The organism is Engelhardtia mirabilis (genome assembly GCF_007748095.1).
GTDB lineage: Bacteria > Planctomycetota > UBA1135 > UBA1135.
Window position 1 is genome coordinate 3,160,213 of sequence record NZ_CP036287.1, and the last position, 18,204, is coordinate 3,178,416.

At 70.6% G+C, this 18,204-nt stretch carries 11 protein-coding genes; 7 read left to right on the plus strand and 4 right to left on the minus strand.

Annotated elements, in window-relative coordinates; translation table 11 throughout:
* Positions 1–9 precede the first annotated feature (9 nt).
* Genes Pla133_RS11530 through Pla133_RS11540 form a run of 3 tightly spaced genes read left to right on the plus strand, consistent with a single transcriptional unit; the run spans position 10 to position 3,564 of the window.
* On the plus strand, positions 10–1,410 hold the full coding sequence (locus Pla133_RS11530) for a PP2C family protein-serine/threonine phosphatase (RefSeq protein ID WP_145065314.1): 1,401 nt from the start codon (positions 10–12) through the stop codon (positions 1,408–1,410).
* The gene (locus tag Pla133_RS11535) at positions 1,394–2,257 is read left to right on the plus strand and encodes a DUF58 domain-containing protein (RefSeq protein ID WP_145065316.1); all 864 of its coding nucleotides are present in this window, start codon (positions 1,394–1,396) and stop codon (positions 2,255–2,257) included. Before Pla133_RS11530 ends, Pla133_RS11535 begins: the two co-directional genes overlap by 17 nt.
* On the plus strand, positions 2,257–3,564 hold the full coding sequence (locus tag Pla133_RS11540) for a hypothetical protein (protein ID WP_145065318.1): 1,308 nt from the start codon (positions 2,257–2,259) through the stop codon (positions 3,562–3,564). Before Pla133_RS11535 ends, Pla133_RS11540 begins: the two co-directional genes overlap by 1 nt.
* Here the strand turns inward: Pla133_RS11540 and Pla133_RS11545 are convergent.
* Positions 3,510–4,547, minus strand: coding sequence for a lysylphosphatidylglycerol synthase transmembrane domain-containing protein (locus Pla133_RS11545; RefSeq protein ID WP_419192396.1), 1,038 nt, complete (start codon positions 4,545–4,547; stop codon positions 3,510–3,512). The two genes, Pla133_RS11540 and Pla133_RS11545, sit on opposite strands and share 55 nt — an antisense overlap.
* A 13-nt stretch (positions 4,548–4,560) precedes the next feature.
* Positions 4,561–6,708 (minus strand): Na+/H+ antiporter NhaC family protein, encoded by a 2,148-nt coding sequence (locus Pla133_RS11550; protein ID WP_145065322.1) that lies wholly within the window; start codon positions 6,706–6,708, stop codon positions 4,561–4,563.
* A 253-nt stretch (positions 6,709–6,961) separates the two neighbouring features.
* Between Pla133_RS11550 and Pla133_RS11555 the strand changes: the two genes are divergently transcribed.
* The 3 genes from Pla133_RS11555 to Pla133_RS11565 all read left to right on the plus strand — a co-directional run bounded on the left by Pla133_RS11555 (position 6,962) and on the right by Pla133_RS11565 (position 12,058).
* The gene (locus Pla133_RS11555) at positions 6,962–7,618 is read left to right on the plus strand and encodes a hypothetical protein (protein ID WP_145168368.1); all 657 of its coding nucleotides are present in this window, start codon (positions 6,962–6,964) and stop codon (positions 7,616–7,618) included.
* A gap of 185 nt (positions 7,619–7,803) precedes the next feature.
* Positions 7,804–9,102 (plus strand): asparagine--tRNA ligase, encoded by a 1,299-nt coding sequence (gene asnS, locus Pla133_RS11560; protein ID WP_145065326.1) that lies wholly within the window; start codon positions 7,804–7,806, stop codon positions 9,100–9,102.
* A gap of 28 nt (positions 9,103–9,130) precedes the next feature.
* Positions 9,131–12,058 (plus strand): PQQ-binding-like beta-propeller repeat protein, encoded by a 2,928-nt coding sequence (locus Pla133_RS11565; RefSeq protein WP_145065328.1) that lies wholly within the window; start codon positions 9,131–9,133, stop codon positions 12,056–12,058.
* 50 nt (positions 12,059–12,108) lie between these two features.
* Here the strand turns inward: Pla133_RS11565 and Pla133_RS11570 are convergent, their stop codons facing one another.
* Complete coding sequence (locus Pla133_RS11570; protein ID WP_145065330.1) at positions 12,109–12,879, minus strand: hypothetical protein; 771 nt, start codon at positions 12,877–12,879, stop codon at positions 12,109–12,111.
* Positions 12,880–13,214: 335 nt separating this feature from the next.
* On the opposite strand from Pla133_RS11570, the gene Pla133_RS11575 reads away from it, so the two are divergent.
* Positions 13,215–14,522 carry a hypothetical protein gene (locus Pla133_RS11575; protein ID WP_145065332.1) on the plus strand — a complete coding sequence of 436 codons (1,308 nt, stop codon included), beginning with the start codon at positions 13,215–13,217 and terminating at the stop codon, positions 14,520–14,522.
* A gap of 120 nt (positions 14,523–14,642) precedes the next feature.
* On the opposite strand, the gene Pla133_RS11580 is transcribed toward Pla133_RS11575, so the two are convergent.
* Entirely contained in the window at positions 14,643–17,843 is a 3,201-nt protein-coding gene (locus Pla133_RS11580; protein ID WP_419192397.1) for a DUF4388 domain-containing protein, read from the minus strand.
* Positions 17,844–18,204 lie beyond the last annotated feature (361 nt).

Below are 18,204 nucleotides of genomic sequence, written 5' to 3' on the forward strand. Positions count from 1 at the left end.
ACTGCGCCCATGTTCTTCCGGCGCAAGAAGACGGTTCCGCTGGAGGGGGCCGACGGGGACTCGAAGGGTCGCGGGGCGGCCTCCGAGCCCGCCGTTTCGGCCGACTCGGCGACGACGCAATTCCTCACTGGGGATCAGGAGGCCGATCGTCGCAGCGTGCAGGTCCTGCTGGAGGCGATCGCTCGGGTCTCCGAGGCCCGCGACGTCGACGCCCTGCTGCTCGAGATGGTCGACCGCTCGATCGAGGTCACCGGCGCGGAGCGGGGCATCTTGATCCTCGAGCACGAGGGTGAGTTGCTCGCGCGGGTCGCGCGGGCCAAGGACGGCATCGATCTCGACCAGGACGTGCGCTTCTCGACCTCGATCGCCAAGCGTGTGCTCGACGAGGTCCAGGCGCTCAAGGCGACGGTGCAGTCGGACTCGGAGGCGCTGGAGCTGGGCAAGTCGGTCTTCGACTTGAAGCTGCGCGCGGTGATGTGCGTGCCCCTGGCTCCGCCGCCGTCGGCCGACGGACGCTTCCGTCCGCGTCCGAAGGGCGTCTTGTACGTCGATTCGCGCGCCGCGACCCGACAGTTCAAGCAGCGCGACCTGGCCCTCTTCGCCGCCCTGGCCCAGCAGATCACGATCGCCATGGCCAACGCGGAGCTGCACCTGGACTCGCTGGAGAAGGTGCGCCTCGAGCAGTCCCTGGAGCTCGCCAGCGCGATCCAGAGCGATCTCATGCCCGCCGTGCCCACCTGGGACGGCGGTTTCGACGTGCACGGCTGGTACCGACCCGCCGAGCGCGCGGCGGGCGACTTCTACGACTTCGTCAAGGCGCGCGGCGGCGCCTTGGCCGCGGTGGTGGGGGACGTCACCGGGCACGGCATCGGACCGGCGCTGATCACGGCCTCCGCCCAATCGGGGCTGAAGAGCTACCTGCGCGTGATCGACGACCTGGGCGAGGTCCTGACGATGCTCAACCAGGACCTCTCCGAGCGCATCGACGACGGCCGCTTCCTGACCCTGTTCGTGGGACTCTTGTCCCCCGACGGCACGGTGCAGGTGGTCAACGCCGGTCACCAGCCGCCGCTCTTGTGGCGCGCCGGAGCCGAGCGCTGCATCGAACTCGGGCGGCACGGCCCGGCGATCGGGATGATCGACGACGAGCAGTACAAGGTCGGCGAAGTGATCACGATGGAGTCGGGCGACGCGCTCTTGGCCTACACGGACGGCGCCACCGAAGTGCGCGACGCGTCGCGGCCCGACGGCTACCTCGGGCGTGAGGGCCTCGGCGAGCTGTTCGTCGAATGCATGGTGGCCGGCCGCGACGCCCAGTCGACGGTCCTGCACCTGGCCGAGCGCACGCTCGAGATGAACGGCGGAGGAAACGACGACGACGTCACGCTCCTCGTTGTCCGCCGACTCTGAGCGCTCGCGCCGGGTCGTCTTCGACGTCGACCTGCGCCGTCGATTCGAGGCCTTCAGCCTGCGCATGGACGGTGCGCGACGTCGGCGCGAGGGGCCCGGCCGCTCGAGCCACTTCGGCGCTGGTGAGGAGTGGGCCGGCTTCCGCCCCTACCGGCCCGGGGACGACCCGCGCCAGCTGGATTGGAACCTGCTCGCGCGGCTCGACCGGCCCTTCACCCGCATCACCAGGCGCGAGGTCAGCGAACAGTGGGTGCTGCTCGTCGATCGCAGCGCCTCGATGGGCGTCGGCGAGCCCGGCAAGTTGCAGGCCTCTGCCGAGCTGGCGGCGGCCCTGGTCGGGCTCGGGCTGCGGCGCGGCGCCCGGGTGACCCTGTTGGCGTCCGGGAGACCTGAGCGGCGCCTGTCGCGCCGCACCGATCTGGCCGACGGCCTGGCCTGGCTCGAGGCCCTGACGGCGGGCGGCGATGAGGGCTTCGGTCCGGGGCTGCGCTCCGAGCCGGTGCGGCGGGCCGGACGGGTGGTCGCCATCGGCGACCTGGCGGACGCATCCGCCCGCGCCCTGATGGAGCTCTCGCGGGGCGGGCGCGAGGTGCTGTTGGCGCAGGTGCTCGCGCCCCACGAACTCGACCCGCCCCTCGGTCCCGTGCGCTGGGTCTGCCCCGAGACCGGCGAGGCCCTGGAGCTGGCGGTCGATTCGAACCTGCGCGCCGAGTACGAGCGCGAGCTCAATCGCGAGCTGGAGGGCTGGCGCGCGCGCTGCGCGGTGCACGGGGTGCGCTACCTGGCCACGTCGAGCGCTCGGCCCTTCGAGGACGTGGCCCTCGAGCTCTTCGGGGGTGCGCCGTGATGGGGCTCGCACTCGACCGACCGGGGTTCCTGTGGCTGCTGCTGGTACCGCTCGGGTTGCTACTCGTCGCGAGTCTGCCGACCCGGGCTCCGGACCTCGGCGTCGGCACGCTCGAGGTCTGGCGTCGGGTGGCCCGGGAAGTGGGCGTGCGCGGTGAGCGCCGGCGTCGGCGCGTGCCCCTGTGGTTGGCGCTCCTGTGTGGTGGCCTCGCGGCGGCGGTCCTCGGTCTGGCCGAGCCGCAGCAGGCCCGCGCCACGACTCCGCCCACCATCGACGTGGTGATCGAGCCGGGGCCGGCCCTGACCGTCGCCTTCGTGGGCCCTGGGGGTGCGCAGGGCGGGACGCGCTTCGAGCGCGGTTGCGCCCAGGTGTTGGACCTCGTGGGCCGCAGCGAGGGCCGCGCGCGCCTGCGTTGGCACGCGGGCCGAGAGGTGATCGAGACGAGTCAGGCAGAGCCCCCGCCGCTCACGAGCAGGGCTCTGATCGAAGCGCCAGCGGTCGACTGGGAGCGTTGGGATCGACCGGGTGTGGTCTGGCTCCTCTCGGCGCCGCCCGAGCGAGCTCCGAACGCCGCCTCCTGGGTCGCGACCGGCGGCGCCGCGGCGCCCGGGCCCATCGACGTGCGCGGGGGACGGGTGGCCGTCTGGGATTCGGGCACGGTCACGGAGCGGCCCTTCGACGGCGCCCCGCCAGTGCTGGAGCTCGACCCGCACACTCCCGAGCCCTGGCGCACCCTCGCGGAGCTGTGGGCCCGAGCGCGGGGACTCGCGACGACCCAGGTGCCCGGCGGCGACGAGGTCGACGTGGTGCTGTCCGTGTCCGTGGTCGGCGCGGTCGCGGAAGGTCCGCCGCGTCGTTGCGGGCGAGACGGCTGGTCGATCCCCGTGGTGATCGCCCAGGGTGGAGCCGTGTCGACGGAAGACGCACCTTGGCTCGAGTGGAGGGGGGAAGTGGTCGCCTGGGAAAGCCCGGGACGGTTGACCCTGGTCGCGGGACCCTGGGGCGAGCCCGAGGGGGACCCCGCAGCCTTCGCCCTGTCGGTCGGACGACTCTTGGACCGCTTGCAACTTCCGCCCCGCGGCACGGCGCCGATCGCCGCCCGCTGGAGCCGCGGGTCTCCTGCGAGTCACCGGGGAGCCAGCGCCCAGCGCGGGTCCGAGCGCGATCGATCCCTGGCCCATTGGCCGCTGCTCGTGGCCGCGGTCGCCCTGACCGCGGCTGCTGCGGCCAGCGGGACCACTCGTCGCCGCGTTCAGGCGGCGTCCGAGGCCGCGTCTTCGACTTCGCTGGGACCCACGTCGCCGTAGCGCTTGCGGAACGCCGCCAGGGCCACGAGCCCGACCACGACGCCGAACCACAGGGTGCACAGGCGAGCCAGGATCACCGCGGCAGCGGCCTGCGAGCGCGCCACCTCGATGGCGATCGCCGGTGCCATGGAGGCCTCGAGGCCGGGCTGTACCTGGCGCCGCAGGAGGGTCCCCAGCAGGCCTTCGGTGACCCCCAGTCCGCCCGGCACCAGCACGGCCACCGCGCCGCCGACGGCGCTGATCGAGTAGGCGAAGACGCAGAACAGGAACGGCACTTCGGTGTCGGCGACGGCGCTCGCGATCAGCCAGAAGCCCACGCACTCCAGGCCCCAGGAGACCATCGAAAGCAGGGTCGGGCCGATGACCTCGCGCGGGGAGAGCAGCAGGCGCGTGCTCTCGAAGGCGCCCTCGACCTTACCGGCCAGGCGCCAGAAGTAGGGCGTGCGCGAGACCGTCTTCGCCACCAGTCGAGCGAAGGTGCGCGATCCGGCCAGGCCGATGCCGAAGACGCACAGGGCCAGGGTGGCCCAGAAGATCAGTTGGTACTCGGGGCTGGTGGCGATGCCACCGACCGCGACCAGCAGCAGGTAGCCGAGCAGGTCGGTCACCCGCTCGGCGACCACGATCGGTGCGCTCTTGTGGACCGGCGTGCCGCTGGTGCGCCGCAGCAACCAGGACTTGAGCACCTCACCCATCTTCCCGGGCGTGATGCCCATGGAGAAGCCGGCCAGGTACACGGTCCACGAGTCGCGCAGGGAGATCTCGATGCCCAAGAGACGCCGATAGCGCTCCCACTTGAGGAAGCGCAGGGCGTAGTTGGTGAACGAGAGGGCGCAGGCCGCGGGCACGATCCAGAGCGGGAAGTCGGCCAGGGCCTCGGCCAGGCTGTCGGTGCCGCGCCAGAAGACCATCGCGCTGTAGAGCGCGATGCCCAGCCCCAGGCCGACGGCCATGCGTCTGCCGATGTTGCCACCGTTCGCCATCGCAGGGGCCCGCTCAGGTGGCGGGGGCGGGCTCCGCGGGCGTGGGGGCCTCGTCGACCTTCTTGCCGAGCAGGCGCATGATCGCATACAGGGCCGTCGCGGACAGCACCAGCGAGATCCAGGGCGACATGCCGAAGTAGGCACAGGGCAGGTAGCCGCAGGTGATCGAGACGCCCATGACCGTCAAGGCATAGGGCGCTTGGGTGCGGACATGGTCGATGTGGTCCGACGCGCTGGCGATCGAGGACAGCACCGTGGTGTCCGAGATGGGCGAGCAGTGGTCACCGAAGATGGCGCCTTCGAGCACCGCACCGATGGACAGGAACATCAGGCCCATGGAGCCGATCGGCAGGTCCGCGCCCAGGCGGTAGGAGAGCCCGACGACCAGGGGCAGCAGGATCCCCATGGTCGACCAGGACGAACCCGTGGCGAAGGCCGTGAAGCCGGCCAGCAGGAGCAACGCCACTGGCAGCAGCCAGGCAGGCATCGCGCTCTCGACCAGTGCCGTCAGGTAGGGCTGGGTACCGAGCGCGCCGCAGACGTCGCCGATCATCCAAGCCGAATAGAGGATGCCGAGGGCCACACCCATGGACTTGAAGGTGTTCCAGGCGGCTCGCAGGACCTCGCCGATGCCCAGGTTCGCCGTGACGGTGCCCAGTGCAGCGAGGCCGAACCCGACCGCCGAGCCGATCGCCAGGGGCTTGTTGCCGCTGCCGTCGTAGAGCACCTGGGTAATGCCCGTGAGCGTGAAGAACTCCCCTGCGCTCATCTCGAACGCACCGCCGAAGGACGCGATCACGTACAGCGTCGTGCCCACGAAACCCAGCAGCGGCAGGACCGCGCGCCAGGCGGCCGGCACCACACCCGCCGCCGGCTCGAGGTTGGTGGCCGAGTCGCTGACCATGGGCGTGCCCCCTTCGCGGATGACGCGGCCGGTGGTGCGCGCGCGGACTTCGGCGGCGAGCATCGGCCCGAAGTCGCGCCCGGTGAAGACGATCACCGCAACCATGATCAGGGTCAGGATGCAGTAGAAGCGGTAGGGCAGGGTCTGCAGGAAGACCTGGTACCCGTCCGTGGTCAGGAGGCCGGCCGCAGGGAGCTGGGCCGCGAAGGTGCCCACCTCGAACGCGATCCAGGTGGAGAAGATCGAGAGGCCCGCAACCGGCGCGGCCGTGGAGTCGACGATGTAGGCCAGCTTCTCCCGCGCGACGCGGAAGCGGTCGGTCAGCGGCCGCATGGTCGAGCCGACCAGCACCGTGTTCGCGTAGTCGTCGAAGAACACGGCCAGTCCCATCAACCACGTGGCGATCTGGGTCGTGCGCGCGTCCTTGGCCAAGCGGCGCAGGGAGTTCATCAACCCGCGGATGCCTCCGTTGCGCGTGAGGTTGCCGACCATCGCCAACATCAGGACCACGAAGATCACGATGTAGAGATCGTTGGCAGAGACCAACCGATCCCAGAGGTAGACGGTTGGGACGTCGATAGCGCCCTGACCGAGGGCCGGGAGCAGGTTGGCCCCTCGGTGCAGCTGGACCAGGATCGACCCGCCGAGGATCCCGACGCCGAGTGAGAGCAGAGGGCGGCGGGTGACGATCGCCAAGAGGATCGCAAGCACCGGCGGGAGCAGCGAACGCGAACCCGGCGGCGTCCAGGGTCGGAAGGCGTCGAGACTCGAGTCCTCGGAGGGCGACGGCCGGTAGCTCAGTTCGAGGCCGCCATCGACGCGGCGCAGGCTCAGCGCGGCCCCGCCCGGCACCGCCTCTTGCTCACCGTCCACGGACAGAGAGAGGTGTCGTTCGGCCTCCGCGAAGGATCGCAGGCCCATCACGATCGAGCGCCGGGCCAGGGGTTCCAGCTCACGGTCGCTGGCCTCGCCGCCGCCCAGGGCGAGTTGGATCGTTCCGAGCCTGAGGGTGGCCTGGCCCTCAGCGGTGGCGGTCACATGGGGGCCATCCAGCAGGGCCGGTGCGAGGAGCAGCTCCGATTCCGCTCCGGAAGACTCGGCCGCTGAGTTCGTCCAGGAGCCCTCACTCACCAGCAAGTTGGCCTCGAGGGCCGCCAGGCGCGCGGCGCGGGCGGGGTCGGGCCCGCCCGAGAAGAGCAGCGCGGCGACGATCGCAAGGGCCGCGAGCGTCAACGCGGCAGGTCCGGGGCGGAGCATGGGCGCACTCTAGCGGCCATCGGTCGTCGGGATCCACGTCCAGCACGCCCATCCGGCGGGCCGCGGCCGACCCCCGCGCGCAGTTGGCGTCGAGCGAGCCGGACCTTGCTGGTCGGGGTGAGTCGCTCCGGCTGGCAGAACCCGGCGCCGGGAGCCTTCGATCGATTGGGCGGCAGTGGTTCGGAGGGAGCGGCGGAAGGCAGCTCGGGGCCCGTGGATCGACCTCCGGGCGCCGCGTATCCTGGGCGGGGTGATGAGTCCCCGTTCCCGAGCTTCCCGTCGCACCGTCCCGGCTGCGACCGCCGACCTCGCCTCGATCGCGTTCCTGGCCATTGCAGGCCCGGCACTTGCGGTCGAGAGTGGCTGGGTGGGGCTCTCTCCCTGGCTGCTGATCGTCGGCATCGGGCTGCTGGGCGGCTGCCTGGCCTGTCTGTGGCAGATGCTCCAACGGATGGGGGAGCTGCTCGCCGAGTCACGCCGTCAGGGCGACGAGTTGGCCCAGTTGCGCGAGCGCGTGGCCGGCTGGGTGGGGGACCGCGAGTCCCTCGACCTGCGGCGCATCGAGCACGTCCTGGTGGATGTCCGCGACGGTCAGCAGCGGGTCGAGGACGTGCTGCTGCGCACGGTCGAGCTCGCCACCCGTCCCCAGCGCGACGAGGTTCCCACCACGGCGGGCATCGACGCGGACGCCCTGGTCGAGCGCATCACCAACCGGGTCCTGGCCCTGGGCTACGACCGCGTGCAGGTGGTCTCGGGGCGTGACGAGATCGCGGCGCTGCCCGCCGACGGGCGCGGCGAGATCCTGGTCGAGGCCCGGCGCGCGGGCGTGGCTCACAAGGGCCGCGTGCTGATCAAGGGCGGTCGCATCGCCGACATCGACATGCAGCCGCCCTACGCGATGTTTCCCTAGGTCGCGCCTACCCACCTAGCCCCGTCCTGCAGCTGCCGCCGCGCGCGGTAGGACACCGCCTCGACCAGCCGACGCGAGCCCTTCTCAGCGCACGCGTCAGCCACCTCGTCCCTTGAATCACGTCGACGGCCGCCCGTCGTCGACGCCCCGCAACTCGTTCCGCGCGCCCGAACCCCGACCCTCCGATGGCCACCATCACCACCGTCTCCCAGCTCGCGAACCACGTCGGCGAATCCGTCACGCTGCAGGGCTGGATCGCCAACAAGAGTTCCAAGGGCAAGCTGCACTTCGTCCAGTTCCGCGACGGCAGCGGGTTCTGCCAGTGCGTGCTTTTCGTCAAGAACGTGAGCCCCGAGCTGTTCGAGGAGGTCGGCCGCGCCGGTCAGGAGAGCTCGATCGTGCTCACCGGCGAGGTCAAGGCCGACGAACGCGCCCCCGGCGGTTTCGAGGTCTCGGTGACCGACGGCCGCGTACTGCAGAACGCCGTCGACTACCCGATCACGCCCAAGGAACACGGCGCGGACTTCCTGCTCTCCAACCGGCACCTGTGGCTGCGCTCGAAGCGGCAGTGGGCGATCATTCGTGTGCGCGACGCGGTGGCCATGGCGATCCGTCGCTTCTTCGACGGGCGCGGCTTCATCAACCTCGACGCGCCGATGTTCACGCCCAACGCCTGCGAGGGGACGTCGAACCTGTTCGAGCTCGACTACTTCGAGCGCAAGGCCTACCTGACCCAGTCCGGTCAGCTCTACGGCGAGGCCGGTGCCATGGCCCACGGGCGCATCTACACCTTCGGTCCGACCTTCCGCGCCGAGAAGAGCAAGACCCGTCGACACCTGACCGAGTTCTGGATGATGGAACCCGAGGTCGCCTTCGCGGACCTGGGCGACGTCATGGAGCTGGCCGAGGACATGCTCTGCTTCGTCGTGCAGGAGGTGCTGGAGCGCCGCCGCACGGAACTTGAAGTGCTCGAACGCGACCTGTCCAAGCTGGAGTGCATCCAGAAGCCCTTCCCGCGCCTGAAGTACGCCGAGGCGGCCAAGATCCTGCTCGAGCATCCGGACTCGGAGTTCGTCGACGGCGACGACCTGGGCGCGCCGGACGAGACGATCCTGTCGAACATGTACGACCGGCCGCTGATGATCACCCACTACCCGGCCGAGGTGAAGTCGTTCTACATGAAGCGCGACCCCGAGGACCCGAGCAAGGCCCTGTGCGTGGACGTGCTCGGCACCGAGGGCGTCGGCGAGATGATCGGCGGCAGCCAGCGGGAGGACGACCTCGACACGCTGCTCGAGCGCATCCGCGAGCACGACCTGCCGGAGCAATACTTCCAGTGGTACCTGGACCTGCGTCGATACGGATCCGTGCCCCACTCGGGCTTCGGCCTCGGACTCGAGCGCACCGTCGCCTGGATCTGCGGCATCGAGCACGTGCGCGAGGCGATTCCCTTCCCGCGCATGATGTACCGCATCGAACCCTGAAGCCGTAGCCGCTCAAGGAGGCCCGCCGATGACCCTTCCTCGCCTGGGTCGAAGCGCGATCCGCCGCTCGCTGACTCTACTCGCGCTGCTGCTGCCCACCGGGGTGGCCGCGGCCCAGGACCGAGAGCTGCCCCCGGCCCAGCCCGTGTCCCCGGCGCCCGCCGGGGCCTGGACGGTCGAGGGCGGCAACCCCGCCCGCAGTCGCGGCTCCACCGCCGTCGCGCCCTCGCGCCCGCCCACCCTGACCTGGTCCTTCGAGGCCAAGGGGGAGATGGTGGGCGAGCCCCTGGTCTGGGGCGATCGCGTCGTGGTGGTGGACCGCACCGGCCCCGACCGCCAGTCCTTCTCGGTCCTCGATCGACAGACGGGCGAGAGGCTCGGCGCCGAGGTGCAACTGCGGTCGGTCAAGGACGCGGCCCCGACTCTTTGGGGCGATCGCCTGGTGGTGCGCGAGGGCGACAGCCTTTTGGGCTTCTCGATCGGACCGCGCGGACCCCGCCGCACCTGGCGCGTGTCCGTGGAGGGCGAGCTCGGGCGGCCGCTGCTGGTGGACGAGACGATCTACTTCGTCGTCGGCGGCGCCCTGGTGGCCCAGACGTTCGGCCGCCGCGACCCCGAGTGGACCTCGGGGCGTGACTTCACGGGTCCCCTGGCCCTGCGCGACGGGGAGCTGGCGGGACTGCAGCAGCGCCAGAACGGTCTGTGGTACTCGGCTCGCGTCGATCCGCGCTCGGGCGATGCGCGCAACTGGCGCATCCTGATCGACCCGGGCGACTCGATCGGGGAGGCCGACGACGCGATGATCATCCCGCTCGACGGCGGTGAGTGCGTCATGACCGCGGGGCCGATCGGACTGGGGTCGACGCCCACACGCTCGGTCGTGGTCATCGGGGGCGACCAGCAGGCGACGGGCACGGTGCAATACTCCGGCGTGGATCAGCAGTCGGCGCCGGCCCTGTGCGGCGACGGCTGGCTGACCCTGGAAGGGGAGCAGGGAAAGAGCCGCTGGATTCTGATGACCAGCCTGGAGAGTGGAGTGCGGCTCACGACGGGCGCAGTCCACGCGAGTCTGCTCGAGCGCAGCTCATCGGCGGCAGTGACGCCGAGTCTTCTGTACTTCGCCGGTCTGGCCGTCGACCCCACGACCCTGGAGGTGCTCTGGGGCATCCCCACCCACGGCGCGATGATCCCGATGGACCGCGGCCTGCTCGTGGCGCGGGAGGACCGCTCGGGTGTGGAGGCGTGGTTGGAGCAGCGCGATCTGGCGGCCCGGCCGATCGATCCGCGGGGCCTCGCGCAGGGGAACTGGTCGGCGCAGGACGCCGTCGCGGTGACGGGCGATGGGGAGGTGGTTCGCGGCGACTTCGAGTTGCAGACGGGCGCGGATGGTCCGGTGCTGGCGCAGACGGACGGGCGGCGCAAGGAGTCCTGGCCCCTGGCGAGCGTGCTGCTGATCGGCACCGATGACGAGTTGGTCTACGCCTCCGGCAGGCGGAGCCTGTTCGATGCCTGCGCGCTGCTGGCCCTCGAGGCGCAGCGGGAGGCCTTGGAGGACATCGCCGACCGCATTCCGCGCAGCCGCGACCCCGAGTTGATCGAGCAGGCCCTGACCCTGGCCGCGAGCCTCGGAGCGGACGAGAAGCTGCTCGAGCGGTTGCAGCGTGCTGCGGACAAGGCCGCGGCGCAGACGCGCAAGCCGAAGCCGGAGGATTCGGCCGAGTTGAGTGCCGAGCTGTCGGCCCTGGGCCGGGTGCCCGCGCGCGTCCTGTGGGACTGGAGCGAGCGCGTACCGGCTGACTTCGACGGGCGCGATGCAGTCCAGTGGGGCCTGGTGAGGGAGCTTCTGAAGGCGGACCCCGCGGACGATCGGGCGCGGCAGTGGCTCGCGCAGCGTCTGCCCGAGGGCGCCGAGTTGGTGGGGGAGGGCGAGATCCTGCTGGACTGGATGGACTACCTCGCGGCCACGCGACGGATCCCGGTCGAGCTGATCGATTCACCACGTTCCGAGAGCGCCGACCTGACCCTCGACCAACGTCGAGTGGGGCGGGCGGGAACGGGTTGGCGCAACGACCTGGTTGGCGTGCGCAGTCCCGAGCTGCTCGTGGTGACGCCCCTGGATGCTCCGGGTTCCCTTTCGACGATCCTGGCGCAGGGCGAGTTGATGGTGGAGACCCTCGACTCCTGGTTCGCCGGGTTCGAGCCCGTGCGCACGGCCAGGCCGTCGTTGGAGCTGCACGTCTACTCCAGCCGCGCCGAGTACCTGCGGGTCTCCCAACAGGGCGGTCACGCCGGCTTGTCGTGGACTGCGGGGCACTTCGATCCGGGCGCGAACCTCTCGCGACTGTTCGTGCCCACGGGTGAGGGGGGCTTCGAACGCGCCCTGGCGACGTTCCTGCACGAGCTGACCCACCATTGGCTCGACTCCCGCTGCCCGGCCTTCTCCGGGGACCAGGCGCGCGTCGTGGATGCCGATCAGAGCGGCTACTGGATCGTCGAGGGCTTCGCCTGCATCGCCGAGGGCTTGGTGCTCGACGTCGATCGGTGGGAGGCGCAGGTCGGTGCGCGGTTGGGCGAGCGCCTGGCCTTGGCTGCCAGTTGTGGGCCCGAGCAGCTGATCCCGTGGGAGCAGCTCTTCAGCCAGACGCAAGTGGGTATGGGCACCCTGGTCGGGCAGGAGCCCCAGCCGATCGCCGTCCCACTGCAATTGGGTTGGTTGCGAACAGCCGATCGGGTGGCGCTCTTCTACGCGCAATCGGCTGCCGCCGCCCGCTACCTCTTCGAGGCCGAGGACGGACGCCATCGGCGCGCGCTGCTCGAGTACGTGGTGGCCTTCTACACCGGCGACAGGGCCCGGCTCGACGTCCAGAAGGCGTTCGGCCTATCGCCGCAGGAGCTGGGCGCCAGGGTCCTGGCCTGGTCGAGGGAGCAGGTGGCGCTGCGTATGGGACAGCGTTGAGTCTGGGGCGTCAGTCCTGAGTCGATATCCGGGCGCCGGGCGCGGCGGCTCTACTTCAGTAGGAGCGTTTCCAGCTCGAGCGCATGGCGCTCCCGCTCGGGCAGGGAAGCATCGGTCCAGACCCGGTGCTCGATGCCGGCGATGTCGCACAGGGCCTGGGCCGCGCGCCCCCGGGCCCACGCCGTGTTCGGCGAATCGGTCAAGTGCTCGCCCCGCTCGAGGGCGTCGTCGGTGTCGATGCGAAGCACCGCCAGGAGGTAGGGCACGACTTCCTCGCGACCCAGCGCGAGGGCCGCGGTGGCGCACTCGGTACGCACTTCCAGGTCCGGGTGGGCCTTTGGTCCGACAGCCAATTGCGCCAAGCGCTCGGCGGTCTCCGCGGCGATAGGGCCGCGGGCGAGGGCCGCCGCGGAGGTGCAGTCGCCGGCGTCCGAGGCGCGCAGCGGCCCGAGGACTCGTTGTTCGAGGCGTTCCAAGAGGCGTCGATGGGCAGCAGGGTGGGACGTCCGCGCCAGGAGCAGGGCCGCACGGGTAGCGGCGCCGGGGTCCTCGCCCAAGGCCGCGGCGAGTCGGTCGAGGGCGGCGGCGCCGGGCGGCGTCACCACGTCCGGGGGCAACTCCGTCGCGAGCAGGTGCTCGAACTCGATGGTCGAGAGGGTCCGCCAATTGCTCGGCGGGGCCCAGCCGTCCCTTGCCGTCAACACGCCCGCGGGCGGTTCTGGAGAGCCCTCGACGCCGAGCAGGGGCCCGGTCGTGCCGGGACGCGCACAGGAGGCGATGGTCAGGAGCGCGGTCAGGAGGAGCGGTCGTCGGCGCTGCATCGGAGCAGTCTAGCCGCTTCCAGCACAGCGCTCGCGCGAACACACACCAGGCGGCCGACGCCGCCGGCCCTGCGGCCAGGGGCGGCTCCCGAGCCGACCGTGCCGGGCCGCGAGTGCAGGGCATCGTCCAGGCATCGAGCCTCCTTGATCCCACCGGCCGCCTAGTTGGCTGCGCGGCCCGCGCAGCGTGCGGGCGGAGCCGCGGGCTGGCCTCGGGGAATCGAGACCGATTGGGGTGTAACCGGCGCGCTGCCCATTCGTCCGTTCGGCAGAGCCGTTGACGGACGTGCCGACGACGGCCCTCTCGAACCCACACTTGAAGGAACCCGAACCCCATGAACGAAATCGAAATGCGCCTGTCCAGCGGGCGGTCGACGGGCAGTGAAGTGCTGCGAGCGAACTCGGTCGATCGACGTCGTCGCGCCCATCCGCGAAGCGACTCGATCGCCGGGCCGGCCACTCGGGCGAGGCGAATCGCGTCGAGTCTCGCGGTGCCGATGGCGGTTCCGTTGGCGATGCTGACAGCGGTTCCGCTGGCCGCTGCGGCGCAGGAGCCGCCGACGCTGCTGGCGAGCACCACCGGGGATGCCGGTGCGGTGGTCGCGGGTCTCCCCGACCTGGATGACTCGAGTATCCTGCGTCTGCGCGAGAACGCGGAGCCCCTGCCGTTCCTGCTCGAGGGCAGTTGGCGCGGCATGGCGAACTTCGCGCCCGGGGACGTGGATGGGCTCGCCCTGCGCCCGGGCTATCCGAGCTACTCGGCGGGGGCCCTGGCGTTCAGCCTGCTGTCCAACGAGCAGGGCTTCCTCGACGGCGACGTGCTCGGCCTCGCGCCCGGCGGCGGGGTCGAGATCCTGATCACGGAGGAGTCGATCGCGGCGGCCTTGGGTCTCCCTGGTGTCGGGATCGACCTGGACGCCATCGCGTTCGACGAGGCCGGGCAGCTCGTGTTCTCCCTGCAGAGCGATCAATCGGCGAGCGTCCTGGGTGACCTGAGCAACGGCGACGTGTTGCGCCTGGACGCGGGTGGTGGCGTGACGCGACTGGCGACCGAGGCCGACGTGGACGCGGCCTTGGAGCAGGCCACGGCCCTGTCGGTCGGCGTCGGCGACGTCCAGGGAGTTGCGGTCGTTGCGGGCGAGCTGTGGGTCGTGGTCCAGGGTCCCGGCTCCATGGACGGTGGCGTGCTGGCCCTCGGCGCCAACGCCCGAGTGGTTGCCGACGAGGTCACCCTCGGTCTGGCCGGTGAGGAGCTGGACGCCCTCGCTGTGGTTTCCGATGGCACCGAGCCCCTCAGTCTGTGGGTCGATGCGCCCGGGGCCGAGGGCATGGGCTCATGCCGCGCGGGAACGCCCTTCGGTCCTGGCGTCGTTGTCGCGTCCGGTGCGGCCGGATGGGAGTCGGCCTCTTACGCGGCTGGCGTGGGCGCTTGGTACGTGGATCCGCTGGATCCCGTCCTCTCGGCGCTGTTGGGCACCGGCGGGGGCTACGTGGTCTTCGGCGCCGATGGCAGCTTCGACTCGCCGTTCAGCCTGCCGACCTCAGGCGCAGGACTCGGTTGGGACGGGGCGAGCGGTTGGACCTTCCAGGTGCTGGACCTGACGAGCCTGCGGCTCTCGGCACCCTATCGCCGCGATCTGTGATCAGGGCTTAGGCAGCGTCGATCGACCCACCCGAGTCGGTGATCGACTCCGAGAGTCAGCATCTGCCTGCTGGGAACTTCGATCAGGACGGCGTGATGAGTGGACTCGGGCCTGTGCTCTTCATTCGTCCTCCGCGGGCTGAATCTGAATGGTCGGCGCGGGGCTGGCCTCGGGCATGAACGCCCGCAGGCCGGCTCCGTCGCTGACCCACAGGCGGCCACCCGGCATGAAGATGTTCGGTGACTCCCAGGCGAGGAAGGCCCACTCGCCGTCGCGGCGGATGGTGAACTGGACGCCATCGTCGCCACCCCGTCGGACCAGGTAATGCTTCTCGCGAATCTCCACCCGCCAGGTGCTCCAGGGGCTGTCGAGCTCCGGATCCAGACCACGTCCCGAGCGCAGCACGACGACGTTGCTCGTACCCTCGCCGTAGGGAGAAGAACGCGGAACCTCCGCCTGGGAGCGGGACGACAGGGGATAGATCGACGGCTCGAGGCCATCTTCCCAGACGGCGTAGGTGCCGTTGTCGAAGACCGCGGCCAGCTTGCCGAGCACCGGGTAGGGACCCTCCAAGACCGGCGCGCCGATCGAGACCGGGCCTTCGAGGTCCCCGTTCTCCGCGTTGCAGAGCCAGGCGTCGCCGTCCTCGGTCAGGATCAGCAGGTGGCCCGGAAGTTGGTCCAGGAACTGCGGCGTGCGTCCGATTCCGCCCAGGGTCTTGAGATCGACCTCCCAGCGGGCAACGCCGTCCGCACCGAGGCGCACGAGGCGACCGCCGCGATCGGCGACCACGTGGTCTTCGCCCACGGCCACCGGCACGGCCTCGATCCGATGGGCTCCGGACCACTGGCGCTCGGGGGCCCGGTGCATCGCCATGGTGACGTCGCCCGGACGGTCGACTCCGAGCGAGCGGTCCTCGCAGCCGGCCAGGGCGAAGTGCAGTTGGAGCTGCTGGCCGACCGGAGTCTCGAGGACGAAGGGGGTTGTGTGGGTGGAGCCATCGTCCATGGTCACCGTCGCACCAGTCGGGACGGAGTCGATGCGCCAGGGCAGCTTGGTGCGCTGCGAGTCGAGCCCGACCTTGTCCAGGGTGTCGATGGCTTCCTGGTGCCGACCGGCCTGGGCGTGGGCCAGGGCAGCGATACGACCCTCGAGTTGCTCGCGGGCCTCGTCGACCTCGCGGGCGAGAAGGTCCTCGAGTTCGCCGCTCTCGTCGCCGGCCAGGAGTTCTTCGTAGGTGGCGACCGCGTCCTCGAGCTGGGCCGATTCCTTGAAAAAGCGCGCCGACGCCAAGAGCTGGTCCTGGCGAGCCTGCTTGTCGCGCTCGACGGAAGCCGCCTGGGCGATTTCGCGGGCCTGGCGTCGCTTGGTCAGGGACGCGTGAAGCGCCGCAACGTCCTTGGCGAAGGTCTCGAAGGCCGGACCCTTCTCACCGGCGACCTCGACCTTCAGCTCGCCGGCGGCCTGGATCAGCCGAGCCTCGGCTTGCATCTGCTCCGCGGTGGCCTCGATGCCAGCCGGGATCGCGTCGCGGTCCTTCTCCAGCCGGATCCGCAATCCGGCCAGCAGTTCGGCGGGGTCGCCCCAAGGCACGACCAACCCACTCTCCATCACCGGCGGCTGGGGGAGCGAAGTCAGCAGGGCATAGGCTTCGAGCGGATCGCCCTTGGCGCATTCGCGCGCGATCGCGTCGAACTTGGACTCCCAAGCGTCACGACGGACCCGATCGAGGTCCTTCTGTCGCTGCTCCAGGGCCGAGCGGAGCGCCACGATCCGGTCCGACGAGTCGTGCTCGAAGTGTTCGGTCAGAAGTGCCAGGGCGTGGGTCGGATTCTCGATCGAGTCCGTCACCTCTTGGAACCGTCGGTCGCGCTCCTGCTTCGCGTGGAACTGCACGAACGCAACCATCGAGATGGCCAGGGCTGCGGAGAGGCCGACGAGTCCGTGGCGCTTGCGCTTCTTCGCGCGCGCCAGAACGCCCCGCGTCTGGGTCAGGAGCTGCTGGGCCTCGCGGTGTTCGGGGACTCCCTTGAGGAGCAGGCCGAGGACTTGAGAAGCGCGATCGAGGTCCTGGTCCGCTACAAGGGCCTTGGCGGCCTCGAGCATCCATGCAGCGCCTTCGGCGCGGAGTCCGTGCTCGATCATCCGCGCGCCGAGTTCGACCCGCACCTGGTGTGCCTCGGGCTGGGTCGAGGCCGCCACCCTCAGGATCGAACGCGCCCGCGAGCCGGTCTGCTTCTCGGCGAAGCCGCGAGCGATACGCAGGCACTCCATGACGAGGTCGTGGGCGCCGCCCTCGACCTCGATCCCACTAGTCACCGCCGCAGCGCGCAAGATGCCCCGTCGGAAGCGAGTGATCGTGTCGCCAGTGTGGTAGCGGGCCAGATCCTCCCAACGGTCCAGCTGATGCTCCAGCTCCGGATCGACGATGTCGAGTTTGCGGACCAGTTGGCGTGCGGTGGACGGCTGGAGACTCTGCAGCACGTTCCCCAGCTGCCCGCTCTCCCAAAGGGTCAGAAGGCGGTCGCCGTCGGAGGCTGTGGGCGGGCCGGGCGGAGTCTTGCGAAGCCATCCGCGCGTACGGTTGGCGGCTCGCTCGAAGCGGACCTGGTCCAGCTCGAGCTTGGTCAGCGTCAGCAGCTCGCCCGGTGTCGCGAGGCGCAGGGCCCCGACCTTCATCAGTCCGGAGACGGTACCGAGGCACTGGCGGGCGGGGCAGGCGAGGCGGTCGGCGATCTCGCCAATGGTCGAGTGACCGTCGCACTGGGCGAGGAATCCGTGGAGTTCGCGGGCCGTGTCGACGCCTTCGACGATGATCGGCACGTCGATGCGTTGGCAGGTATCGGCGCCTCCAGCTTCGTCCGAGATGCGGGCGTGCTCGAGCAGCACCGACTCGACGCCCATGCCGACGCCCCAGGGGCTGTTCTCGTTGCTGTGGCCGTCGAGGGAGTAGACCGCTCCCCGACGCAGCCGCGCATTGCGAGGCAGCGGCAGTGGACCCGGCTCGAAGCGGAAGTGGAGGTTCGGCGCCTCCAGCATCTGGTAGACGGACTCCATCCGCTCCGCGCGCGCGATCGCGGTCCGCCGTGCCAGGTCCAGATCGGGGTCCGGAGCATTGGCCCAGGCACAGTCCGTCCGCCGACGCCATTCGTCGTCGGACTCCTCCGGAGACTCGAGGAGGTACAGCAGGCCTTCTTTGAGGCCGATGGCCGACGCGAGGTTGTCGCCGTACAGCGTCAACACACCGTCCTTGCCACCTCGGGCAAGGCCCTGAAGTAGTTCGCCGAGACCGATTCCGGCGACGTCGCCCTGGAAACTCATGGGGGTTGGGACTCCTGGTCCACAGGTGGCGCCGACCCTCCGCGTGCTGCCGACTGCCCACGGACGGACCGACCCCATGCCGATGGGACCGCGGGAGGTATCGGCGGTCCCGCGCAGGGCGCTGGAGCCCAAGCAGCCAATCGGGCCCCTGGCGGCCCGCGCCGGGTCCCAACCCGCAACGGTCACCAGGATCCGTGCCCTGCACGCCCGAACGGCGGTCTTCGGCCACCTCTCGCCCGCTGACGGCACCTTGCGAGCCGACCGATCCTGGGCGGGGGGGGGAGTCCCACCTGCGCAGGCTCGCTCCAGAGGGCGCCGTCAGCCGACGGGTTGGAAAAGCTGTCCCCGAATCCTGGTGGCA